The 22,324-nt window shown below is 69.7% G+C and carries 16 protein-coding genes and 5 pseudogenes; 13 read left to right on the plus strand and 8 right to left on the minus strand.

All coding sequences use genetic code 11. The features are described 5' to 3' along the window. Positions 1 to 362: 362 nt before the first annotated feature. The gene (locus G6048_RS06735) at positions 363 to 1,184 is read left to right on the plus strand and encodes a SigB/SigF/SigG family RNA polymerase sigma factor (protein ID WP_165338518.1); all 822 of its coding nucleotides are present in this window, start codon (positions 363 to 365) and stop codon (positions 1,182 to 1,184) included. Continuing rightward, a complete protein-coding gene (locus tag G6048_RS06740) occupies positions 1,181 to 2,014 on the plus strand; it encodes a DUF1206 domain-containing protein (protein ID WP_165338519.1) in 834 nt (277 codons plus the stop codon). The genes G6048_RS06735 and G6048_RS06740 overlap by 4 nt, the downstream gene beginning before the upstream one ends. A 169-nt stretch (positions 2,015 to 2,183) precedes the next feature. On the opposite strand, the gene G6048_RS06745 is transcribed toward G6048_RS06740, so the two are convergent. Beyond that, positions 2,184 to 2,354 carry a hypothetical protein gene (locus G6048_RS06745; protein ID WP_165338520.1) on the minus strand — a complete coding sequence of 57 codons (171 nt, stop codon included), beginning with the start codon at positions 2,352 to 2,354 and terminating at the stop codon, positions 2,184 to 2,186. 175 nt (positions 2,355 to 2,529) lie between these two features. On the opposite strand from G6048_RS06745, the gene G6048_RS06750 reads away from it, so the two are divergent. Both G6048_RS06750 and G6048_RS06755 read left to right on the plus strand, forming a co-directional pair. Then, positions 2,530 to 2,964, plus strand: a complete 435-nt coding sequence (locus tag G6048_RS06750) for a hypothetical protein (protein ID WP_165338521.1) — start codon at positions 2,530 to 2,532, stop codon at positions 2,962 to 2,964. A 197-nt stretch (positions 2,965 to 3,161) separates the two neighbouring features. Continuing rightward, entirely contained in the window at positions 3,162 to 3,446 is a 285-nt protein-coding gene (locus tag G6048_RS06755; protein ID WP_165338522.1) for a hypothetical protein, read from the plus strand. 222 nt (positions 3,447 to 3,668) lie between these two features. Here G6048_RS06755 and G6048_RS49245 read toward each other — a convergent pair. After that, positions 3,669 to 3,866, minus strand: a pseudogene (locus G6048_RS49245) (CorA family divalent cation transporter); the annotation flags it as partial. 961 nt (positions 3,867 to 4,827) lie between these two features. Here G6048_RS49245 and G6048_RS06765 point away from each other — a divergent pair. Then, positions 4,828 to 5,853, plus strand: coding sequence for a hypothetical protein (locus G6048_RS06765; protein ID WP_165338523.1), 1,026 nt, complete (start codon positions 4,828 to 4,830; stop codon positions 5,851 to 5,853). Positions 5,854 to 6,443: 590 nt separating this feature from the next. On the opposite strand, the gene G6048_RS06770 is transcribed toward G6048_RS06765, so the two are convergent. Continuing rightward, positions 6,444 to 9,170 (minus strand): ATP-binding protein, encoded by a 2,727-nt coding sequence (locus tag G6048_RS06770; RefSeq protein ID WP_165338524.1) that lies wholly within the window; start codon positions 9,168 to 9,170, stop codon positions 6,444 to 6,446. 428 nt (positions 9,171 to 9,598) lie between these two features. On the opposite strand from G6048_RS06770, the gene G6048_RS06775 reads away from it, so the two are divergent. From G6048_RS06775 to G6048_RS06800, 6 genes and pseudogenes are all read left to right on the plus strand, one after another. Then, positions 9,599 to 9,763 (plus strand): MerR family transcriptional regulator, encoded by a 165-nt coding sequence (locus G6048_RS06775; protein ID WP_408056118.1) that lies wholly within the window; start codon positions 9,599 to 9,601, stop codon positions 9,761 to 9,763. Further along, on the plus strand, positions 9,760 to 10,239 hold the full coding sequence (locus G6048_RS06780; protein WP_165338466.1) for a serine hydrolase: 480 nt from the start codon (positions 9,760 to 9,762) through the stop codon (positions 10,237 to 10,239). The genes G6048_RS06775 and G6048_RS06780 overlap by 4 nt, the downstream gene beginning before the upstream one ends. Further along, positions 10,227 to 11,111 carry an alpha/beta fold hydrolase gene (locus tag G6048_RS06785; protein WP_165338525.1) on the plus strand — a complete coding sequence of 295 codons (885 nt, stop codon included), beginning with the start codon at positions 10,227 to 10,229 and terminating at the stop codon, positions 11,109 to 11,111. The genes G6048_RS06780 and G6048_RS06785 overlap by 13 nt, the downstream gene beginning before the upstream one ends. Before the next feature lie 233 nt (positions 11,112 to 11,344). Beyond that, positions 11,345 to 11,584, plus strand: coding sequence for a hypothetical protein (locus tag G6048_RS06790; protein WP_206341261.1), 240 nt, complete (start codon positions 11,345 to 11,347; stop codon positions 11,582 to 11,584). Continuing rightward, a complete protein-coding gene (locus tag G6048_RS06795) occupies positions 11,581 to 14,280 on the plus strand; it encodes a helix-turn-helix transcriptional regulator (RefSeq protein WP_165338526.1) in 2,700 nt (899 codons plus the stop codon). Before G6048_RS06790 ends, G6048_RS06795 begins: the two co-directional genes overlap by 4 nt. A gap of 147 nt (positions 14,281 to 14,427) precedes the next feature. After that, positions 14,428 to 14,628: pseudogene (locus G6048_RS06800) on the plus strand (hypothetical protein); the annotation flags it as partial. Positions 14,629 to 14,791: 163 nt separating this feature from the next. Here G6048_RS06800 and G6048_RS06805 read toward each other — a convergent pair. Next, positions 14,792 to 15,178, minus strand: a pseudogene (locus tag G6048_RS06805) (telomere-associated protein Tap); the annotation flags it as partial. On the opposite strand from G6048_RS06805, the gene G6048_RS06810 reads away from it, so the two are divergent. After that, positions 15,174 to 16,793 carry a hypothetical protein gene (locus tag G6048_RS06810; RefSeq protein WP_165338467.1) on the plus strand — a complete coding sequence of 540 codons (1,620 nt, stop codon included), beginning with the start codon at positions 15,174 to 15,176 and terminating at the stop codon, positions 16,791 to 16,793. The pseudogene G6048_RS06805 and the gene G6048_RS06810 sit on opposite strands and share 5 nt — an antisense overlap. Positions 16,794 to 17,204: 411 nt before the next feature. Here the strand turns inward: G6048_RS06810 and G6048_RS06820 are convergent, their stop codons facing one another. Both G6048_RS06820 and G6048_RS06825 read right to left on the minus strand, forming a co-directional pair. After that, complete coding sequence (locus G6048_RS06820; RefSeq protein ID WP_030998525.1) at positions 17,205 to 17,867, minus strand: response regulator transcription factor; 663 nt, start codon at positions 17,865 to 17,867, stop codon at positions 17,205 to 17,207. A gap of 91 nt (positions 17,868 to 17,958) precedes the next feature. Then, entirely contained in the window at positions 17,959 to 19,677 is a 1,719-nt protein-coding gene (locus G6048_RS06825; RefSeq protein WP_165338528.1) for a sensor histidine kinase, read from the minus strand. Between the two features lie 226 nt (positions 19,678 to 19,903). Between G6048_RS06825 and G6048_RS06830 the strand changes: the two genes are divergently transcribed. After that, the gene (locus G6048_RS06830) at positions 19,904 to 20,497 is read left to right on the plus strand and encodes an LURP-one-related/scramblase family protein (protein ID WP_165338548.1); all 594 of its coding nucleotides are present in this window, start codon (positions 19,904 to 19,906) and stop codon (positions 20,495 to 20,497) included. Between the two features lie 408 nt (positions 20,498 to 20,905). On the opposite strand, the pseudogene G6048_RS06835 reads toward G6048_RS06830, so the two are convergent. Further along, positions 20,906 to 21,633 (minus strand): annotated as a pseudogene (locus G6048_RS06835) (DnaB-like helicase C-terminal domain-containing protein); the annotation flags it as partial. Between the two features lie 254 nt (positions 21,634 to 21,887). Then, positions 21,888 to 22,050: pseudogene (locus G6048_RS51755) on the minus strand (IS701 family transposase); the annotation flags it as partial. Positions 22,051 to 22,324 lie beyond the last annotated feature (274 nt).

Raw genomic sequence — 22,324 nt, forward strand, 5'->3', positions numbered from 1 at the left:
TCGGCCGGACCCTCTTGTCAGGCGAGTCGGCCGGGGTGTTCGGCGGGAACGGCACATGGTGCGGGGCTTTGACCGGAAGGGACGCCAGGTCCAAGGGCCTCCCTCCGACCGCGGCCTCATGAGCAACCGCTGCCGCCCTGGGCCGAGTTCGCTACCGCGCCCTCCACGTTCGGTCCCCGCGCGGTCCCCGACGGATTGCCGCGGATGGGCTGCAGAGACCCTGTTTGAAAGGGGGTTGTCGGGGAACTCGCCTGGTGTGCTTCAGACCGGAGGCACGCCCGTGGGAGCAGCTTTCGCTGCTCCCCTGTGCGCTGCTGTCTGCCGGCTCCCACGGTGAGTGATGCCACCCATCAGGGAGACACATGTCCGTGACGTACGAACGCCCGCAGAGTCGGCGAAGTGACCACCCCTACCACGACGCGCCGGATACCGCCGTCGCGTTCCTTCGTATCGCCGCCCTGCCGGACGGCCCGGAGAGGTCCGCGCTGCGGCAGGAGGTGGTGTGCGCCTGGATGCCGATGGCCGTACGGCTCGCCCGGCGCTTCCGCCATCGTGGTGAGACCTTCGAGGACCTCGAGCAGGTCGCCCAACTGGGCCTGGTCAAGGCGGTAGCCCGCTTCGACCCCAGTCGCGGCACCGCCTTCCCGAGTTTTGCCATACCGACGATCCTCGGCGAGGTGAAGCGGCACTTCCGTGACGAACTCTGGGGCGTCCATGTACCGCGGCGCGTACAGGAGTTGGGCGCCCGGGCCCGTTCCGCCGGCAGTGAGTGTGCTTCGCTCAACGGCCGCGAACCCTCGGTCCACGAGATCGCCGCGCACAGCGGCCTGACGGAGGCCGAGGTACGGCTGGGGCAGGGGGCGCTGGAGAGCTTCACCGCCCGGTCCTTGGACTCCGTGCCCGGCCACTCCGAGAACAGTCACCCGCTGGCTGACACCCTCGGTGGCATGGAGCCCGGCTTCGACCTGATCGTCAACCGCGAGGCGCTCCGCCCCCTGCTGCAGGCACTGCCCGAACGCGAACGGCAGATCCTGTACATGAGGTTCTTCTGCGAGATGACGCAGAACCGCATCGGCGAGGCGTTCGGTATCTCCCAGATGCATGTCTCCCGTCTGATCTCCCGCACCTGTGCACGCCTGCGCGACCAGGTGATGGCGGACCGCGATCTGAGGAGGCCGTCATGACGACGTCCTGGGTGCATGGGCTGCGCCGGACTGCCGGGCTCCGGACAAGGAACTCCGCGGAGAAGCAGACACTGACTGCAGCCGGGCGGGCAGGCTTTGTGGCGCGTGGGGTGGTGTACGTCCTGATCGGTGTACTGGCCGTCCGGATCGCTCTCGGCAGCGGCGGCGAGTCGGCGGACCGCCAGGGTGCGCTGGCCCAGGTCGCGGCGCAGCCCTTCGGGAGGACGATGCTGTGGGCGCTGGTCGTCGGCTTCGGCTGCATGGCGTTGTGGCGGGGCGCCCGCGCGCTTGGCAGGGGTCCCCGGCACAAGGCCGCCTCGCGAGTCCTTGACGGCGGGCGGGCGGTCTTCTACGCCGCCATCTGCTGGGCCACGGCGGCGTATGCCGCCGGGGGCGGGCAGGGCTCCAGTGGCAATGCGCAGTCGCAGGACTGGACGGCATCGGCGCTCAAACTGCCGTACGGCCGGGTGCTGGTGGGTGCCGCGGGCTGCCTCCTGATCGGTATCGGCGCGGTACTCGCCGTCCGGGCGGCCATGCGACGCTTCCTGCGGCAGCTGGACACCGGCTCCATGAGCCATCGTACGAAGCAGGTTGTCACCGCTCTGGGCGTGGGCGGAGGCGTGGCACGTGGTGTGGTGTTCGCCGTGGCTGGGATCTTCATCCTGGTGGCAGCCGTCCGCTTCGACCCGGACGAGGCCAAGGGCGTGGACGCGACGCTCCGTAGCTTCACGCAGACACCGGTGGGGCCATGGCTCCTGGTTGGCGTCGCGATCGGGCTGGTTCTCTTCGGCGTCTTCTCCTTCGCCTCGGCTCGCTGGCGACGCCTGTGAGCGCTTGACCCGAGCCGGATCTGCCGGCTCCTCGCGCAGGCTCGCCCTTGGGCCGGACCGTCACCACGCACTGGTCAACACAACAGCGGCGAACGGTCCCGCTCCCGCCACCGACCGCAGGTGGGCAGGTGGGCATGTGGAGTGGTGGTCCGCCATCTACCATCACGCGTCAGCGGGCCGGGCGCCGGCGCGAGCGCGATACCGAGCGCACGAGCAGGTACAGCACGGCGGTGATGAGGAGCAGCACGCCGATGGAGAGCAGATACAGCATGCCCTCGACGACAGCGCCGATGACGACCAGCGCGATGGAGCCGCTGAGAAGAACCAGGAAGAAGGCCATGGCGCTACGCCTCCTGGGGGTCGTGGCGGATGGGCGGCCAGAGGCCGTCCACCAGTGTCGGCGTCCCACGGTCTCGCCCTTACCTCATCCTCAGGGTAGACGCAACCCATGGCGGTGGCGTGCCCGGCACAACGGCTCTACCGTGGGGACAGGAAGCAGATCCCAGGAGTACGTCATGATCATCCTCGGACTTGTCATTCTCGTCGCCGCGGTAGTCATCGGCGTCGTCGGCGTTCTTTCCAACAGCGGCAGCGCCCACGAGTTCACCGGCGGATTCTCCGTCTTCGGAGTCGACGTCACCGGCTCCACCGGCACCCTCTTCCTCTACGGCCTCGTCGTCGGGGCGGCGGCTCTGCTCGGGCTGAGCCTGCTCCTGACCGGTACACGCCGCAGCGCTCGTCGCGGCCGCACCGCACGTCACGGGCTCAAGCAGTCTCGGCACGAGACAGCCGCAGCCGAACAGGAACGGGACGTTCTGATCAACGAACGCGACTCCGCCCGCGCGCAGACGGCGCAGGCGGAGAGGGATGAGGAAGACCCTGCCGGACCGGTCGATCGCCCCCGTCACAAGGACCACTGGTTCCGCCACCGCCACCGGGCCGCTCACTGACGATCCAGGTCAGCTGCCTGGCGACCTGCCGCGCGCCCCACAGACGGTCTTGCCGCACCGGATCGGAAAGCTGATGCGGACGCACGCTTGGCGGGCGTTCGAGCGGCTGGATGCCGTCCACTGGGCCAGGCTCGCCGCGGCCGTCAGCTTCACCAGTTTCGTCGTCCTCTTTCCGCTGATCACCGTGGGGATCCGGCATGCTCGACGAGACCGTCCAGGTCCAGGAGGTGGGAGAGGCCTGGCGCCTGGGTGGCGATCTCGTCCTGGAGTTTCCCCAGCTGGTCCTCGCTCGGCAGTTCGGCACCGATCACCGCGTGCGCGCCGCTGCTCGTGATCGGCATCAACTGGGTCGGCGCTCTGCGCGCGTGCCTGCGCGCGGTGTGGGAGAAGGAGCAGGACCGGGCAATCCGTTCCTGCTCAAGCTCAAGGACTCCGTGGTGCTGGTCGGCCATGGCGCGGTCGGCCCGGTCGGCGATCGGTAGTTCGCCGCTTGGACAGCGACAGCAGTGGGGACGGCGGTGCGGTCCGGCGAGACAGCCGAGGGCGAGAGCCCGGAGCGCGGGATCAGCCCCGCAGCCGACGCCGCACCACAGCGTGCGCCATTCGGCAGCCGCGCACCAGCAGCACCGCTCCTCCAGAAGCACGGCCCGTGATCCGAGCGCGAGAGCAAAGCTGCACGCTACTTGAGTAGGGGTTGGTCGACCCTAGAGCCAGTCCCGCCGCTTGAAAATCAGGTACAAACTGACGCAAACCACCGCCATCAAGCCGATTGCGAAGGGGTATCCGAAGCTCCAGCCCAGCTCGGGCATGTCCTCGAAGTTCATGCCGTAGATGGTCCCCACGAGCGTGGGAGCAAACAGAATCGCCGCCCAGCTCGAGATCTTCTTGAAGTTGTCTACTTGATGGCGCTGACCTGCGGGGATGCAGTATCGGATGCTTCTGACCTGCGCAGATGGATCTTTCGGTGTCGTTCAGGATCGTGCCGCGTTGCGTAGTCGATTCTCCCCACGCGCTCCCCAGCGGCGCTCATTCTCCCCAGATTCTCCCCAGCAGTGGCCCCGACAACAGAAGTGTGAGACGCGATCCCGATGCTCGTCCGGCGACTTGTGGCGATTACGACGAGTCACTGGCTGGACGGGGCGTTGCCCATCGGCTCTGTGATCTGCTCGTCGTCCGCGAAGCGAGCACTGGTGTCGGCGAGGCGCTCACGGCACAGCGCGCCCGCGCGTGGTCGGGCGTCAGGATGCAGATCATCGGAAGGCGGTACGGGCGGCTGTTGTGGTGAGATGTCCCGGAAGGGCCATTGAGAGCCGTGAGCTGCCAGTCTAGGTGAGATCACTCCGCTGACCTGCGTAGATGGCCTTTCGGCTGTTTCATGCCCATGCCGTTTGATGCAGCCCGGAAGTCCCAGAAAAGTCCCAGGGAACTCCCACTGCCGACGGCCACTCTTTCGGCTCTATGCAGCGTCAGGGGGCGCAGTGTGGGCTGGGGTTCGTGCATCGTTGGTCCGCCTTGAACGAACGGCAGCGCGCGCTCCTGGAGCGGCTCGCGGCCGGTGAGGAACCTGGAGCCTGGGCGGCGGGGGAATGGCGCTCGGCTTACGCGCTGCGCGACCGTGGCCTGCTGACGGTCAGCAAGAGCGGTGGGGAAGCCCACGTGGAGGTCACTGACGTCGGCCGGTTCTACCTTCGGCATCGTCGCCATCCCGACGATCCAGGGTTTACGGACGACGGTGTTCAGGCGATGTCCGTCGGAACGCCGACGAAAGGCGGAGCACGGCGCCAAGCAAAGAGTCGAAAGCGCAGTCCGACGCCCTACGGTGAACGACCCATCGCGCGTGCCCGACGGGCGAAGGCACAGGAGTTGGTCGATCGTCTGGTCTCTGAGGGGCGGGTCCGTCTTGCCGACCTCGATGACGACGAGGTCGCAGAATGGCGGCGGGTCGTCGATTACGCGAAGCGGCACAACCTGGAACCGCAAGGCACACGCATTGAGAAGGCCCGTTTCGGCGTAGGTGGGCTGGAGATCTTCCTCGCCGAGGGCCCGCATCCCAACTCACGGACACAGCGCCCGAAGCCCAACGCGTCGGTGCCTCCAGTCCCCACACGACTGAGTTCCCTCCATCCGGCGGTGGCCGCGCTCAGGGACGATGACGGGCAGTTGGTCATGCCCCCTGTACTCCGTCGCCGGTCACTCCTGATGCTGCAGGCGCTGGCCGCCGAGGCGGTACGGCCAGGGTACGAGGTCAGGCAGGCCCGGACGTACTACTCGCGGCGCGAGGGCGGCGTGGAAGTGGTTGTCGACGGCTTAGTGCACACCGTCACGGTCCGGCAGGAGTTCCCGCAGTCCGCGAATCCAGAGCGCTCCGCGCGTCTTGTCGTGGAACTCGACCACGGCCGGTCCGATCGGCCAGGCCGCTGGCGCGATCGGAAAGGGAGGGCGCTCGAGGACGCACTGGGTGTGATCCTCGGCGAGATCGAGGCGCGAGTGCTGGAGGACGCTCGGAGAAGAGAGGACGAGGAGAAGGCCAGGGCTGAGCGTGAGGTTCGTTGGCGGGCGGCCAGGGAGGAGGTGACGAAGCTCGCTGTTCGGGATCAACTCGCCGAGGTGCTTCGCGAAGAGGCCCGACGCTGGCAGGAGGCCGCCGTACTCGGTGCGTACTGCGATGCTCTCGAGCATCGTCTTACCGAACCGGGCAGCGCCGTGGACGACTCGGCTCTGGAATCGGCCAGGCACTGGCTGGAGTGGGCGCGTGAATTCGTGCAGGCGATCGATCCCCTGAACCGTCTGCCAGGGATGCCGACTCCGAGGGAGCCGACAGCACAGGAACTCAAGGCGTATCTGAAGGGGTGGAGCCCCGACGGGACAGAGTGTTGGGGCGCACGGTGAAGTGCAACGCGATCGGTTCGCTGAAGGGCCCACCTGTTCCCGATGACGCATCATGTGGAGTGTGTCGCGATCCTTGAGCCTGCCGATAAGGGCCGTTGACCTGCGGCTTTACTCGGTGTGCGGGATGTGCGCTATGCGCGTTACGGGCGAAATCTTGACGCTCAAATGACGCTCTCCGAGGTGTCTTGACGCTCATTTGACGCTCGTTCTGATGGTGCGTCAGGTGCATTTCGGGATGCTGTGACCTGGGCTGCAGCGTGGGCTGAGGAACGTGCGTGGGCGGCCACGGTCCTGCCCGAGGGGTAGCGCGCCTCGGATCGTCGGGTGGGTTCGCTTGTCGGCGCGTACGGTGTGTGCCACGTCTGACCGTGTACCTGCGCCGTTCGAGGAAGGTGGCGATGCCGCCGTGCCGAGCGATTCACCGTCGCCTTAAGCCGCCCGCCGTCGTCCCCCTCGTCTGCACGCTCATTCGCAGGCGTCGCCTCAAGACGGCGCGCTCTTGATCCTTTACGAGCTCCAAAGGGCGCAGCTCGCTGGCCTTCCGGGCGGCATTCGCTGTACCGCGACATAGCACGCACGCTGCCAGCCCGTCAGGGAAGCCGCAGGTCCCGCAGCTGTCGCCGGGAGGTGATGCTCAGCTTGCGGAAGATGCTGCGGAGGTGGGCCTCAATGGTGCGCGGGCTCAAGAACAGCTGTGCGCCGACCTCCCGGGAGGTCGCCCCGGTAGCTACCAGCCGGGCGATCGTCAGCTCCTGTGCTGTGAGCGCGTCCGAGGGCTGGGCGGACCGGCTGCGTGGGTGCTCGCCGGTGGCGCGCAGCTCGCGGGCGGCGCGTGCGGCGAACGCTTCCGCACCCATGTCCGACAGCATCTGGTGGGCGGTGCGGAGCTGCTGGCGGGCGCCTTGGCGGCGGCCCTCGCGGCGTAGCCACTCGCCATAGACGAGATGAGCTCGGGCCAGCTGGGTGGCCACTCGGCAGTTTCGTAGCTGCTCGATCGCCTCGCGGTAGTACTCCTCGGCGGCCGGGCCGGTGCTGACCAATGCCCGTGAGCGCGCTGCCAGCCCGAGCCCCCACGGGGTGCCGCTGGCCAGCGCCCGTGAGCTGAGCTGGTCCAGCGCAGCGGTCGCACCCTCCGGCCGGCCGCTACGGCATGCCGCTTCAATGAGCTCGGAGTGGGCCAGGTTGCTGTGGGTCAGCTCGTCGGACTCGAAAGCCCGCGTCGCAGCGACCAGAGCCGCCGGGTAGTCGCCCAGACCGTTGTGCAGCACCGCCATGGCGTACTGCGCCAGGAAGTCCTCAGTTCGGCGCCCACGTCCAGCCGCTTCCCGGACCATGGTCGCGTGGATCTCGGTGGTCTCGTCCGAGCGGCCGCGCCAGGCAGCCAGGATGAGCTGGCCGTGGAGCACGGGCACAGTTCTGGTCGCGGCGGCGATCGCGGTCTGTTCGGCGGCCCGGGAGAAGTCACCAGAGAGCACCAGCATGACGGACTGGACGAGCAGTGCTGCCGGGAGCGTGGCCAGCGCGCCGGCTTCCCTGACCAGCCGGACATGACGAGCGGCCAGCGCGTGCACCATCTGGTCGTCGAAGAGCGACATCGCGGTCCGGCCGGCCAGCCACAGCCAGCGGCGGTCGTCGCTGTCGTTCACGGCATGATCGTCCCGCTCGTGACGATTGAAGGCGTCCAACGCCCGCCGCAGGCCGGGCACTCCTGCCGCGTAGCCCTGCGTGAACGTCGTCACCAGCCCGTCGAGCAACAGATCCACGGGCCTCGGCGTCTCCGGTGGTGCGGGCGCGGCCCGGGCTGCGTCGGCCACCGCACGCACGCCGCCGCCGGGTCCGCGGTCGCCAGTAACGATTGCCGCATCGAGCGCGTCCAGGTAGGTCTCCCGGGACAGCGGCGGGTCCAGCGGGGCGAGGCTCTTGGCGGCGTCCAGCAGCATCCGCGGCCCCTCGCCGCCCCTTGCCCCGTGGAACGCGATCCGAGCATGCAGCAGCTCTAGGCGGGCCTGTGCCACGGCGTCCAACGGCCCGGCCGCGGCGACTGTCAGCAGCTCCAGGGCTTCGGACGCACCGGCCTCGTGCTTGGCGTGCGCAGCTTCCAGGGCCCGTTCCGCCCGGACGGCCGGCCTGGGGGTCAGCTCGGCCGCACGCTTCAGGAACGCCGCCGCGGCGGCCAACCCGCCGCGGGCGCGGGCCCGTCCGGCCGAACGCTCCAGCTCCGCGGCGGCGTCCTCATCAGTGCCCACCACCGCCTGCGCGCGGTGCCAGGCACGCCGGTCCGGATCGACCTGCTGGTCGGTGACGGCGGCCAGCGCGCCGTGCGCCCGGCGCCGGTCGGTCGGTGTGGCCGCCCGGTAGACCGCCGAGCGCACCAGCGGGTGCCGGAACCGCACACGGAAGTCGAACTCCAGCAGCCCGGCGGCCTCCGCGGGCGCAGCCGCCTCGCGGGCGATCCCCAGCTCCGCGGCCGCGCGCCACAGCAACGCCGCGTCCCCGGTCGGCTCGGCCGCGGCAACCACCAGCAGCATCCGCGCGTCGGCAGGCAGGCTGTTCGCGCGGCGCCGAAAGCCGTCCTCGATCCGGCGCGGAACGCTCACCACGTCCGGCAGCTCGAACCCGCCCGCGAACTGCACCGCCGGAGCACCCCGGGGTAGCTCCAACAACGCCAGCGGATTGCCGCGCGCCTCGGCTACGATCCGGTCGCGCACCACATCGTCCAGTGGTGCGCGGACCGCGGTGGCCAGCAGCGTCTGGGCATCGGAGGCCCCCAGCCCCGCCAGGCGCAGTTCCGGCAACCCGCTGAACGCCTCGACGTCGGTCACACCGGGATCGCGCAGCGCAAACACCATCACCACCCGCTCGGCCCCCACTCGCCGGGCCACGAAAGCCAGAACCTGCGCAGACGCCTGATCGAGCCACTGCGCATCATCGACCACACACAGCAACGGCCCGTTCTCGGCCAACAGGCTCAGCACCGCCAACCCCACCAGGAACCGGTCCGGCGCAGCACCCTCGCGCAGCCCGAACGCCACCCCGAGCGCGGCCTGCTGCGGCTCGGGCAGCTCGACCGCCCGCGCCAGGAACGGGGCGCACAACTGGTGCAGGCCCGCGAACGCGAACTCTGCCTCGGCCTCCACCCCGGCCGCGTCGTGAACCCCGAATCCCGCCGCCACGGCGGTCTCCCGCATGTGCTGCAGGAGGGCGGACTTGCCGATGCCGGCTTCCCCGCGCACCACCAACACTCCGCTGTCGCCGCCCTGCGCCTGAGCCAGCAGCTGCTCGAGCGCCGCCTGCTCGGCGCGCCGTCCCACGAGCATCGCCTGGTCCTCCCCTGGCGCCGACACGGCGTCTATCCGGTAATTGTCACCGACGCGAAGCGCGCGGGCAGCACCGGGTCGTCAAGATGCCGGCCTCCCCCGCGCCAGGGTCGGTGACGGGATAAGGGATTTCCACCGACGCGGACCAGGCGCCTTCCCCGCGACTCTGAGAGCCGACAGCAGAGCGACCGGGAAGGGAGCGGCCACCGTGATCAGCACCGAGGTGTTCTTCCCCGCCGACGAGGAGTCCTCCCGTTACGGCAGCAGCGCGAGCGGGTCGCCGTCCACGCCCTGGCCCACCGGGAGCTGCACGGCGGTGGGGCGGGCTGTCGGAGGCCGATCGCCGGCGCCGGCTCACGCGCCCCTGACCACGCCGAAGACATTTGGGCCGACGACACGTCGGTCGACGACACCTGAAGGGAACAGCCGTGGCCTGGAGACCCCGCCAACTCGCCGAACTCGCCGGCACCACTGTGGGTGCGGTGCGGCACTACCCCGACGTCGGCCTGCTGGAGGAGCCGCCGCGGCGCGCCAACGCCACAACACGGCGACGAACCTGCCCCTCGACCTCCTCGGCGGACATACCGCCGTGACCGCGTTCGCCTCCGGCCTGGATGACGCGACCACCCGTTTCGACTGCAACGAGCCACAGCTCAACGTCTCCACCGGCCCAGACGACGAGCGCGACACCACCACACCGGCCGCCATCGTCGAGAGCATGCGGGCGGTGCCCCTCGGTGGCGGCCTGCAGCCGGCCGGCCGCGAGCGGCTCACCACCTCGCGCGTCGCGAACACCACCGGCGACGCCACCATCCGGGCCGGCGTGCCAGCCGGGTGGCTGATCGGGGACAGGATCGGGACCGGAGCACAGGGCGAGCGCAACGACGTCGGGATCGTGCTGCCCCCGGACCGCGCGCCGCTGGTCTCGCCGTCTACGCCGACCCGGCCGACCCGGAGTCTACGGCCGGCAACGCCACCATCGGCGAGGCGACAACGATCGCGGTACGGCGGCTCGTCGGTCAATAGCAGGCACACCACCCTCGGAAAGGAAAGATCGTGGGACACGTAACCATCGGGAACGAGAACAGCACGCCGGTCGAGCTCTACTACGAGGACCAAGGCGCGGGTCAGCCCGTCGTCCTCATCCACGGCTACCCGCTCAACGGCCACAGCTGGGAGCGCCAGACGCGCGAGCTGCTCTCCGCCGGCTACCGCGTCATCACCTACGACCGCCGCGGCTTCGGCCGCTCGTCGAAGGTCGGCACCGGCTACGACTACGACACCTTCGCCGCCGACCTGAATGCCCTGCTGGAGACCCTGGACCTGCGCGATGTCGTCCTCGTAGGGTTCTCGATGGGCACCGGCGAACTCGCCCGCTACATCGCTCGATACGGCCACCAGCGGGTCGCGAAGCTCGCCTTCCTGGCCTCCCTGGAGCCCTTCCTCGTCGCTCGGGACGACAACCCAGACGGTGTGCCCCAGGACGTCTTCGACGGCATCGAGGCCGCGGCCAAGGGCGACCGCTACGCCTGGTACGAGCAGTTCTTCTCCAACTTCTACAACCTCGACCAGAACCTGGGCAACCGCATCGGCCAGGAGGCGGTCACAGCCAGCTGGAACGTCGCCATCTCCAGCGCCCCCGTGGCCGCCCATGCCGTCGTCTCCTCGTGGATCGAGGACTTTCGCGCCGACGTCGAGGCCGTCCGGGCCAGCGGCACGCCGGCCCTGATCCTGCACGGCACCGCCGATCGGATCCTCCCCATCGAAGTCACGGCCCACCGCTTCCGCCGGGCCCTGCCCGACGCGCAGTACGTGGAGATCGACGGCGCCCCGCACGGGCTGCTGTGGACTCACGCCGACGAGGTCAACGCCGCCCTGCTCGCCTTCCTGGGAGACCCACTCCCTAAGGGCGTCCGCTCCGGTTCGGAGGAGTCGCCATGACCACGGCCACCGGCGCCTCGCCCCGCGGCGCCGACCTCGGCGTGCGCCTGCGGCGAGCGCCTCGTCCATACGCTGCCCGTGCCGTGGCAGCGGTTCGGCGTGCTCGATGCGCAAGCTCGTCGTCGGCGATCGACGAACGGGACCCGACCCTACCCGCGGCGGCGGGGCCATCGGTCAAGGTACTCGGGCCCGTGGTCTGCGGGCCCAGGAGCACCTGCGGCAGGCCGCTGAGCATGCGCACACCATTCACGGTCAGGTCGGCACCACCGAACGGGACCCGGCTCGGTGGTGTGGCACTGCCACAGCAGGGGCCCGAGGATGCGCTCATCAGGATCCGAGCGGGGCTCACCGGCATCGCGCTCGTGCACGGGGTCGGCGTCCTCGTCGGGGCGTCGGACGATCCCGCCGGCCTCGGACGGTATGGCACGGACTTCTGGGGCCGGAAGATGGTCACGGCTGAGGGGACGCGATGAGGGCAACCGGTGCTCCGGCTCCGCTCGTCGGACGACAGGCAGAGATCGCTGCCGTGACCGAGGTGCTCGACCGAGCCCGCCGTGGCACGGGTGGCGCCCTGGTGCTCTGGGGTGAGCCGGGCATCGGCAAGACCGCACTTCTCGACCACGTCACCGCGGCGTCTCCCGATTTCGCCCCGCTGGCGGTACAGCCCGCACGGTGCGAGTCCGGGACCCCCTTCGCCGGCCTGGACACGCTGCTCCGGCCGGTCGAGCACCTGATCGCGACTCTTCCGGTGTCCCAGGCGTCAGCGTTGCGAGGCGTGCTCGCGGGCGAGGTCACCGGAGCGGGCCGGTCGCTCACCGCCGTGGCGGTCCTGTCCCTGTTGTCGGCGCTGGCAGTCGACCGCCCGCTCCTGATCGTCGTGGACGACGCACACCGGCTCGACGCGGAGACCGAGTTCGTGCTCGGATTCGTCGCCCGGCGGGTGGGGACCGATCCGGTGGTGGTCCTGGTCGCCGGCCACGACGCGCCTGCCGGCGGATCGTGGGAGGGGGTCGATCCGCTCGCGGTGAGGCCTCTCGCTGACGACCACGCCGCCCAACTGGTCGGCGCCGCCCACCCCGGCCTCGACGGCCCCGAGGTCACCCGCGCGGTGAAAGCAGGCGGGGGCAACCCGCTGGCACTGCACGAGCTGCCTATACCAATCGACGATCTTGCCGCCGGCACGGTGCCCGTGGGGCCCCGGCTGCGTAAGGCCTTCGCCGAGCGCCTGCAGACCATGCCGACCCCGGCACGCGAGTTCGTCGTGCTCATGGCCGCGGCTCGTGCCGACGGTGATCAGCTCACGCTCGCACGGTCAGCACGTTCCCGCGACGCCGAGGAGCCGGTCTGGGAAGACACGATCCGGTCGGGTCTGCTCGCCGGGACGCCCGATCGGCCTGCGCTACGGCACCCGGTGGTCCGGGCCGCTGTCTACGCGAGCGCCTCCCCGTCTGAGCGCAGGAACGCCCACCGGACCCTGGCCGCCGCGCTTCCCCCGGGCAGTCGCGGGCATGTCTGGCACCGGGCCGCGACCGTTCACGACGTCGACGAGGAGATCGCCGGGCTGCTCGAGCAGACGGTGCCCTCGGGCGCCGGCGCGGTACCGATCCTGCGGCGGGCCGCCGAGCTGTCCGCCGACCCGGCAGCTGCGACCCGCAGGCTCGCCCGCGCAGCCGTGGCCGCCTGGCACGGCGGCGACGCCACGATGGCGCGTCGGCTGCTGGCCGATGCCCGGAGCCTGACCGACGAGGTCCTGGCCACCCGCGCCAGCCGCGGCCTGCGCGGGGTACTCGAACTCGCCGAGGGGTCTCTGGAACGAGCCCACCGATCGATCAGTCGCGACATCGCCGCGTTCGACGATCCGCGCATGAGAGTGGAGCTCGGCGCCGCTGCCCTGCACGCGGGATGGTCCGCGGCCCGCGACGACCTCGTCGGCGAGACCCTCACTCGTCTTGCGGGGCTGACGACCCCTGGGCTGCCCGACGTCCTCCCGATCGTCCGGACGTGGTGGGGGCCAGCAACGGACCCGGCACGGGCAGCGTCGTCGGCAGAACTCGGTGACGTCATGGCGCACATCTCCCGGGTGGAGTCGCAGCTGCTCCCGGCGTCGCCGCTCGGACTGGTGTGGGGCCTCGACGAGCCACTCGCCGATGCCGTGCACGCCCTTGTCCGCAGGCACCGCCGTCACGCCGATGGCACCTCGCTTGCTGCGGCGCTGGCTCGGATCGCGCGACTCGACATCGCCGCGGGCCGGTGGGGCGCTGCGGAGGACGCCGCGGCCGAGGGGCTCGCGTCGGCCGAGCGGATCGGTGCCGAGCACATCGCTGCGGAGTGCCGGAACTGCCTCGGATGGCTCGCCGCCGCCCGCGGTGACGGCCGCAGCGTCGACCATCTGACCGTTCGGACCCTGCAGCTGGCCGGGCCGCGCCGCGACCGTGCGGTCAGCGCCTCGGCCCACTGGAACCGTGGAATGGCCGCTCTGGCGGCAGGTCGCGCCGATGCTGCACTCGACCTGCTCGCCCGCTTGGACGAGCACGGGCACGAGGCAGCACATCCGATCGTCGCTCTGCTGGCAAGCCTGGACACGATCGAGGCCGCCGTGCACGCGCGGCGGCCGGAGATCGGCCAGCGCCGCGCCGAGGCGCTCGACGCCTGGGTACGGCGCACCGGCGCGAACTGGGCGAGATTCACAGCGCACCTGGCACGCGCACTGCTGGACGAACCCGCCGCCGAACGGTCCTACCGGGCGGCGCTGGACGTGCCCGGTGCGTCCCGGCGCCCGTTCGATCACGCACGGGCCCGTTTGCTCTACGGCGAGTGGTTGCGGCGACAGCGGCGGCGCCGAGACGCCCGCCAGCAGCTCGACGCCGCTGCCGAGACGTTCCACGCACTGGGAGCGCGCCCGATGCTCGAGCGGGCCCGGCGTGAGCAGCGTCTGATCATGGCGCCCGCACGCCGTGCCACTGCCGCCGGCACGGGCATGGCCACGCTGACGGCACAGGAACGCCGGGTGGCCCAGCTTGCCGCCGGCGATCTGACCAACCGGGAGATCGGGGCCCGTCTGCGGATCAGCGACCGCACCGTCGGGCATCACCTATCCAACGTGTTCGCCAAGCTGGGGCTCTGCTCACGGCGCGACTTGGCGGCCACCGGCATCTCCGGACGGAGCTGATTCCGGCTCGGTCACGACGCCTCACCGCCTACCGTGCACGAGCTCGTTAGAGGGATGCTCGACGACCTGGCCGCGGCCCACCCCACCGTGTCGAAGGTCTGGGCCGACGGCGGCTACGAGAGCAGCATCCTCAACCACGGCGCCGGCCTGGCGATCGTTGTCACGGCGGTCAAGGCGACGGTGAAGGGAGGTCTGGGCAAGCTCCGCGAGCGGCCCCGCGGCGAGGGCTGGAGACCGGGCGAGCCGTGGCGCGCGCTGTCCCGCCCGACGTGGCGGCCGGACTTCCGGGCGGCGGTCATCTCCCGCACCCGGATCAACCTGCACCGCAAGATCGTTAAGCCCGCCGCCATCAGATGCTCTCTTAGAGGCCCTAACAGAAGTTGTTGATCATGTGACTTTCTGTACGGGTTCTGGTCATGGAGTTGGTGCGGGGCGAAGGGCTCGACGCCAAGCTCGCGGGACATTTTGTTAGCCATCGCACAATGGATCAACGCCCGGGACCTCTGCGGGAGTCCGAGTCATGGCCCTTGTAGCCGTCCATCGCCGCAAGGAAGTCCGCCGGGGCGAGGTCGGCGTCGACGCCGAGGTCGGCCATCGTGGCGAGGTAGGCGTCACGGAGCCGGTTGTACCAGCCGTCCAGGTACCGGCCGTGCTCGTACCGGACCCACGCCTCAATCGGCCGCACCTCGTAGCCGAGCTCCGCCGCGTAAGCGACGGTGGGCGTCGCGTACCAGGCCGGGCCAGTCAGGCGCTCGCCCTTCGGCGTGAACGGAGAGGGCAGCAGCGAGCCGTCCAGCTCCACCCACTCCTTGCCGACCTTCACGCGGGACAGATCGACGTGGGACACGTCGACCAGCCAGGAGCCGGGCAGCTTCGCGTCGAACGCGGGGGCCTTGACGCACGCCGACGACAAGACGCTGGCCGCCCTGGCCGCCGCAGGCACGGTGACCGCCGCCGATGTGCCCGCCATCCTGCGGCACCGAAGGGCCTGGGCCGGGCTGGTCTCCGCCCTGGCACGGCACCCTGGGCAGGTCGAGGCCGCTATCGCTCTCCTGCCCCGCCTCTCCAGCTACGAGGTGGAGCAGGTCGTCCGATCCTGGGATCCCGACCGTTACACCCGCACCGAAGCGGACGCACCTGCCCCGCCCGTGCCGCCAGAACTGTTCGACGCTGTCCTGGAAGCCTGCCTGACTCCGCTCGCCGCGTACCTTCTCCACCCGGAGCCCGAAGAGGGCTGGGAGGCCGTGTCCGATTTCTCAAAGGACTGGTCCCTGGACCTGGCCGGCCACAGCGGCTGGGCGATGCTGGCCCGGTGTCCCGAGCGGTGGTCGGAGCTCGCCACTCACCCCACACTCGGTGCGGCCGTCCAGCACCTGCTGCTAGACCATGCCGAGACCCAGGCCCTCAAGGACTCCCGCCTCCGCGCCACCGACCCCGACGGCGCGGAACTCCCCGCCGATCCGGCGCCCGCTCTCAGCGAGAACCTGCTGCGCGCCTGCCTGCCGGCCCTGTGCCTGCCTGAGCTGGCCGGCCTGCCCAACCCGCAGGTGACCGCCCGCCGGACCCTGCACCACATCGCCAACCGCGTCCGCAGCAACCCGCGCCTGGCCGACCTCGCCGCCGACCAGCTGCACGCGGCCGCCGACGCTCTCGTCACCCGCGGCCAGCTGCTCACCTGGTCCGACAGGCAGGAAGACGATCACGAGTTCGACGGCCGCGTCCTGCGTCTCGCCGAGGACCCGGCCCTCCTCAGCGCCACCCCCGACCACCTCGCCGGGGCCTGCGCCCAGCTCGCCCGGCTGGATCAGCCGGCCGTCGTCTCCCCCAAGCCGAGCCGGACTCCGATCCGCGTCCTCGACAATACCGACCCCGACCACGACCGCCCGGCCCGGCTCCTGGAACGCCACTACGAGCACCGCCGCGTCCAGGCTCTGACCGTCCTCGCCGCCAACCCGCACACCCCGCACGCAGCTGTCGTGGGCGTCTTGGGCGGGCTGCACCCTGCCGGACTGGCCTGGACCGCCGAGAAGGCCGACGGCCCCGACTGGTTCCTGGCCGCGGCGGCCGCCATCCCGGTTCCGGAAGACGAGGACGACGGTGTGGTGCGGCTGGTGGACGACGACGAACTCGGCAAGCACCCCGACCCCGCGGCCGTCCTGCAGTCCTGGCTCGACTCCCCCGCCACCGGGGAGATCCTCTCCCGCTCCGAGGTCTACCGCGCCGTCGCGAAGTCCCGCTACCGCACCCTGGAGCACCTACGCCAGATCCCCGCCGACGAGGTCCTCCCCAACCACGAACCCGACGTCGCCCTGACGATCCTGCTGGACCGCTGCGGGCGCAGCACCGACCGGTGGGGCACTCGCCGCTGCCATGACCTTCGACTACGACGACGAGAAGATCACCTTCGGGGAACTCCTCGACTCCTTGGACCCGACGCCCGCAGAGGCGCAGACATCCTGACCGTCGGGAGAACTGTAGGTTCTCGCGATTCGTGTCATACGACGCTGCTGTGACCTCGGGCTCGGCGGGTGTCTCAAGCCATGTCTGAGGCGGTCAGTCTCATGGTCGTGTCGGAATCCTCTCCATCGCCGGACGCAGCCACGGCTCATCACCGTCTGTAGTGCAACGAAGCGCCGCGAGCTCACAAAACTGTTCCTGAACCCCACAAGATCAACGTGCAGTTCAGCGCGAACAGGTGAGAGCTGCCACTGCCCGCAGGAATACGACGGCAACGGAATAGGTGCTCTGCGCCGGTACGGCGTCCGTCGCGGTCGACGTAGTGGACCGGGACCGGTCGGCAATGGCGTACCGCATTGACGATGGTGAGCAGGACCTCGGAACCCGAATAGTCCGGTTCACGGGGCTCATCTCTGAGGGTGAGTTCGGAGATCCGTTCCACGTACGGTTTGCCGGAGCGCTGAGGTTCACTCTGCGCACGGCTCCAGGCCCGCGTCGCGGGCCAGGAGCGCCGCTTGGACCCGGTTGTCGCAGTCGAGCTTGGTGAGGACGCGGCTGACGTAGGTCTTCACCGTCGCCTCGCTCATATGCAGGCGGGCGCCGGCGGCCGCGTTGGACAGTCCTTCGCCGAGCAGGGCCAGCACCTCGCGTTCGCGAGCGGTCAGCCCGGCCAGGCGGCGGCGCGCCTCCTCGCCACGCACGGTGGCGGCGGGGGAGGCGAGGGTGTCCACCACGTGGCGGGTGGCGGCCGGGGACAGGTAAGCGTTGCCGGCCGCCGCCGCGCGGACTGCGTGGATCAGCTCCTGCGGAGCGGTGTCCTTCAGCAGGAAGCCCGCACTGCCGTGGCCGAGCGCCCGCAGGACGTTGTCGCGTTCCCCGAACGTCGTCAGGATCAGCACCCGTACCCCCGGCGCGGCACGGCCCAGTTCGGCCAGCGCGGTCAGCCCGTCCATCACGGGCATCTGGATGTCCAGCAGGGCCACGTCGACCGCGGTGCTCCGGGCGGTGTCCACCGCCTCCCGGCCGTCCCGTGCCTCGGCGACGACCTCGATGTCCCCGGCGGAGGTGAGGATCATTCTGATGCCTGCTCTGATGAGCGGCTCGTCGTCGGCGATGAGAACCCGGATCATACGGTCTCCTGCGCGGGATCGGTGTGACAGGCGGACAACAGGCCAGCTCATCATGCCCGATCCGGCCGGGAGCGCGGTCACAGAACTCCGGTCAGGGGCTCCATGCGTAGGACACCTTGGAGGCGAGCTTCCCGTCGCGGAAGCAGAACCGGTAGACGATGTCCTTCTCGTCGTCCACGAAGTGCTCGCAGGCCGCGTCATCGGGCAGCGCAGGCCCCTGCTTCTCCACGCCGTCGGTGAGCAACGAGCCGCCTTCCGGCAACTTCCCGCGCAGGTCCGCCTCGGCCTCGCCGACTCGAGCCGACTCGTACACGCTCGCCGGTATGGCCCCCTTCTCCAACTCGTCGATCCCTTTCGACACCCCCCACACGAGAAGGGCGCCGACGCCCACGACGAGGACCACGGCGGTGGCAGCGCATCCCAGGGCGGCGTTCTTCTTGCTGCTCATGATGGCGGTGAACTCCTTGTGCGGTACGGCGCGTTCGAGGACGCCACCACCATTTCCCGCCGAGGCCCCGCCGATCTGCCCTCGGAAGTCGTCGTCCGCAGCCACCGAAGTCGCGCCGCCCGGAGGGGACTGCCGCTCGCCACCGGCGTACGGCAGCACACCGGCGAGGCGGAAGCCCCCACCGGGGGTGAGACCGGTGTGCACCATGCCGCCGACCAGACGGGCCCGCTCCCGCAGGCCCGTCAGCCCCTGTTGACCGCTGATCGCGGGGAGTGCAGCCGGAACCCCGGCCGGTACTGGGCCGTTCGCCACCTCGACTACGAGGCTGTCCGGTTCGTAACGCAGCGCGACCGTGATCGGGGCGCCCGGCGCGTGCTTGAGTGCATTGGTCAATCCCTCCTGAACGATGCGGTACGCCGCCCGGTCGACAGCGGGGGTGAGGGTCCGCCGGGCGCCGGAGCGGTGCAGTTCCACTGTCGCGCCCGCCGCCCGCGACGACGCGACCAGCCCTTCGACAGAAACCGCGGCACGGTCCGAGGAGGGCCCGGCTCCTTGCGAACCGGGCCCGGACATCTCCGCGTCATTGCGCAGGATGCCCACGGCTTCGCGCAGCTCCATCATCGCCAATCTGGATGCCTCCCGCAGGACGCCCACACCTTCCCGCTGGCGGCCATTGAGCTCCGGGTCCACCTCCAGCGCCCCCGTGTGCACGGCGATCAGGGCAAGTTGGTGGCCAAGGCTGTCGTGCATGTCCTGGGCGATGCGCTGCCGCTCCAGCAGCCGGGCCTGGCGCGCCACCATCGCCCGTTCGCGCACCAGTTGGGCGTTGTGCCGCCGCAGGGCGTCCAGCAGGGCGTGACGCTGGGCACGGTACCGGGCGGCGAAACCGGGCACCACCGCCAGCACCAGGAACGGCCCCCCGGTAAGTGCGACGGTCACCAGCACCGACAGTCCGAGGTCTTCATCTGGTGCGCTGGCCACGCCGGCGACAAGGTGGAGCACGAAACCGGCCGTGAACGCGGCCAGTGCCCGCGCCGGGCGCTCGATGCGGCTGCCGGCGGACCATCCGGCGCAGACCAGCAGGACGAACGCACCGAGAAAGGTGCCCGCCAGGGCTGACGCGGCCAGCAGTACCGACGTCGGCAGGGCGCGACGCGCCAGGGACAGTACGGCGACGACCAGGGCCAGTGCCCCGCCCTGTACTAGGGAGCCGGTCTCCGCCGTGCGAAGGATGCCTGCGATCCCGGAGAACACTGGCGTGAGCACGGCCTCGCCGACGATCCGCCGCCGGGGCCAGGGGGAGGCGGCGGCGAGACGGAAGCGGAACGACGGTCCGGTACGGGGAGTTTCTGCAGCATCCACGTGCAGACGATAGACGGCTGCCCTCTGACGCCCGCATCCTTCCTTCGGTGCGGTCGCGCGCGACGAAGGGAGGTCAAAAGGCCTCGGTTCCTGGGATTCCTGCCCTCTTTGGTCGTTACGGGTGACGACTTATGGAGACTGCCGCAGGGCGGGCGGTCCGGTGACGATGGCTCCGCCGGACGCACTCAGCGGCGGCACAGGGAACGACGGCTTCGGGAGCGGAACAGTGGACAGTGCGGGACAGTGGACCGGCAGACGTTTCACCGTCCGGCAGGAGAACCGTCTCAAGGCCGGCCGTTACACCGTGAGCGAGCTGATGCCGGACGGCTCGGAGGGCGAGGTCCTGGCCTGCGCCGAGGTGAAGCGATTCTCGCTCAAGGAGAAGATCACCTTCCACACCGGCCTGTCCGGGACCCGCGTGCTGTTCACCATCGAGGAGCGCGGCCTTCGCGGCGCCGGTGATGGCTACGACGTGTGGGACGCGGAGGGCAACCTTGTCGGCGGTTTCGAGGAGAAGGACGTCGCCTCCCTGGTGCGTTCGACCTGGGTGCTGGACCAGCCCGGATTCCCGGCCGCCGTCGGCCGGGAGCGTAACCGGTTCGTGGCTGTGCTCCGCCGCGCCTGGGACTTTTTGCCGCTGGACCTGCCGTTCCTGTGGCCGTACCACTTCGACTTCGAGACGGGAGGCAAGCAGGTGCTGAAGGTGGACAGGAAGTGGGGTCTGCGGGACCGTTACGTGGTCGACATCCTCACCCCCGGACCGGACCCCCGCCTGGCCGTCGCCCAGGCCGTGGCCCTGGACACGTTCCAGGACCGTTGACCCGAAGAGACTGGCGCCGACGGCGGGCAGGTGGGCCATGTCGCCGGTGGGAAAGCTCCAGGCCCATGGCCGGATACCTCCGGACCGGCCTCGAACAGCCACGGGCCTCGGTATCCAGCCAGGATGCGCATGTTCTCCAGTTCTGCGGGCGGCAGCGCATCCCACACTTCGTAGGACGACCAGTACGCGCCGGAGTAACGCCACTGCCCTTGCGCCGGTGAAAGGTTCGCCACGGAGCAGCGGCGCTCAGCACGTCCGACTGACGCGGGGCGAGCGCTTATCTGGTGCCGTCACTCGAATGGGCATCGATGCTGAACAGTGGGGTCTCATGCTGACTGCACAAGTGCAGTCGGAGTGCAATTAGCCCTGAGACTATGCAGCGAAGTTTGAGATCCCACAGGAACAGGGCTAATCCTGTGCCATATCGACGAAGCGCCCATAATGGTCTTGGAAGGCCGTGATGATGGTCGCGGTGGGGCCGTACCTGTGCTTCGCGACGATCAGGTCGGCTTCGCCGGCACGGGGTGAGTCCCTCTCGTACATCTCTTCGCGGTAGATGAGGATGACGAAGTCGGCGTTGTCCTCCAGGAATCGCGCAGGTCGCTGAGGTAGGGCCTCTTGTCGGTACGCTGTTCGGGCCCGCGGTTGAGGGTGGAGACGGCGATGACGGGGATCTCGAGTTCCTTGGCCAGATTCTTCAGGCTTCGGGCGACCTCGGAGACCTCTTGGCAGCGGGATCCGAGGGGGCGGGTGCCGTAGTTGAGCAGCTGCAGGTCGTCGACGGCGATGAGCTTCAGGCCGTGCAGGCGTCGGCAGTGCGCGCGCATCTTGGTGAAGTTGGCGTAGGCGTCGTCCTGGAGGTAGAGCGGGGCTCCGGAGACCGAGGGCATCCCTTTGGCGAGGCGGGTCCAGTCGTCGTCGGTCATGGTGCCGGAGCGCATGTGGTGCAGGGCGACGCGGGCCTCGGCGGCCAAGAGCCGCATGGTGATGTCGGTGCGGCGGGACTCCAGTGCGAAGTAGGCAGCGGGCAGGTTGTGCTTGACGGCCGCGGAGCGCAGCAGGTTCAGGGCGAGGGTGGAGGTGCCCATGGTCGGGCGGTCGGCGATGACGATGAGCTGGCCGGGGTTGGCTTTGTTCACGGGTAGCGACAGCAGTTGTTCACGGGTTTGGGTTCTGGCTCATCGGCCGCGGACCGGATCGGCCGGCATCAACGGCTTGATCCGGTCCCACATCGCATCAGTGATCACCAGCCGGACGGACATATCCGATCCAACAAACGGATCAAGGAGACACGCTCTAGTAGTGCTTCGTTAGGTTCTGGGCTGTCTGCGTCGGCTGCGCGGGTTGGCTAGAGGTCGTCCGCAGGTGGTGCAGGTACCGGTCCAGCACCTCAACAGGTCTTGGAGGAGATCAAGAACCTGGTAGAGGGTCAGGCCGGTGTGTGGGCTTTTTGGGTCGAGCCGCCTGAGGGTGAGGAATGCCTGGGCTGCGGTGACGAGGGTGACGTGGTGGTGCCAGCCGCGCCAGGTGCAGCCCTCGAAGTGGTCCAGTCCCCGCCAAGGTTCGCGGGGTTGGCGGTCGCGACGGTTGGATGTGCAGTGACGTCCATTCGATCGCTGGAGGCGCGGTGGCTGAGCCTGTCGTGTACGCAGACTGATCGACCAGGAGGGGCAGAAGCTGCAGCAGATCGTGTGCCGGGGCAGCACGAGTTCGGTGCGCTATCGGCGCGCGATGATGCTGCTCGCGTCGCTGGGTATGACGGGTGTCAACGGAGAGTTCAAGAACCTGATCTTTGCCGCTACCGGTCCAAAGCCTGAGATCGTTCTA

It is taken from the genome of Streptomyces ureilyticus (assembly GCF_011045025.1).
GTDB lineage: Bacteria > Actinomycetota > Actinomycetes > Streptomycetales > Streptomycetaceae > Streptomyces > Streptomyces ureilyticus.

What these genes read in the sequence shown, in the direction of transcription:
- G6048_RS06740 (WP_165338519.1), top strand. Translation starts at nt 1,181, where the DNA reads ATGACGACGTCCTGGGTGCATGGGCTGCGCCGGACTGCCGGGCTCCGG.
- G6048_RS06770 (WP_165338524.1), bottom strand. Translation starts at nt 9,170, where the DNA reads ATGCTCGTGGGACGGCGCGCCGAGCAGGCGGCGCTCGAGCAGCTGCTG.
- G6048_RS06755 (WP_165338522.1), top strand. Translation starts at nt 3,162, where the DNA reads ATGCTCGACGAGACCGTCCAGGTCCAGGAGGTGGGAGAGGCCTGGCGC.
- G6048_RS06795 (WP_165338526.1), top strand. Translation starts at nt 11,581, where the DNA reads ATGAGGGCAACCGGTGCTCCGGCTCCGCTCGTCGGACGACAGGCAGAG.
- G6048_RS06790 (WP_206341261.1), top strand. Translation starts at nt 11,345, where the DNA reads ATGCGCACACCATTCACGGTCAGGTCGGCACCACCGAACGGGACCCGG.
- G6048_RS06735 (WP_165338518.1), top strand. Translation starts at nt 363, where the DNA reads ATGTCCGTGACGTACGAACGCCCGCAGAGTCGGCGAAGTGACCACCCC.
- G6048_RS06820 (WP_030998525.1), bottom strand. Translation starts at nt 17,867, where the DNA reads ATGATCCGGGTTCTCATCGCCGACGACGAGCCGCTCATCAGAGCAGGC.
- G6048_RS06745 (WP_165338520.1), bottom strand. Translation starts at nt 2,354, where the DNA reads ATGGCCTTCTTCCTGGTTCTTCTCAGCGGCTCCATCGCGCTGGTCGTC.
- G6048_RS06750 (WP_165338521.1), top strand. Translation starts at nt 2,530, where the DNA reads ATGATCATCCTCGGACTTGTCATTCTCGTCGCCGCGGTAGTCATCGGC.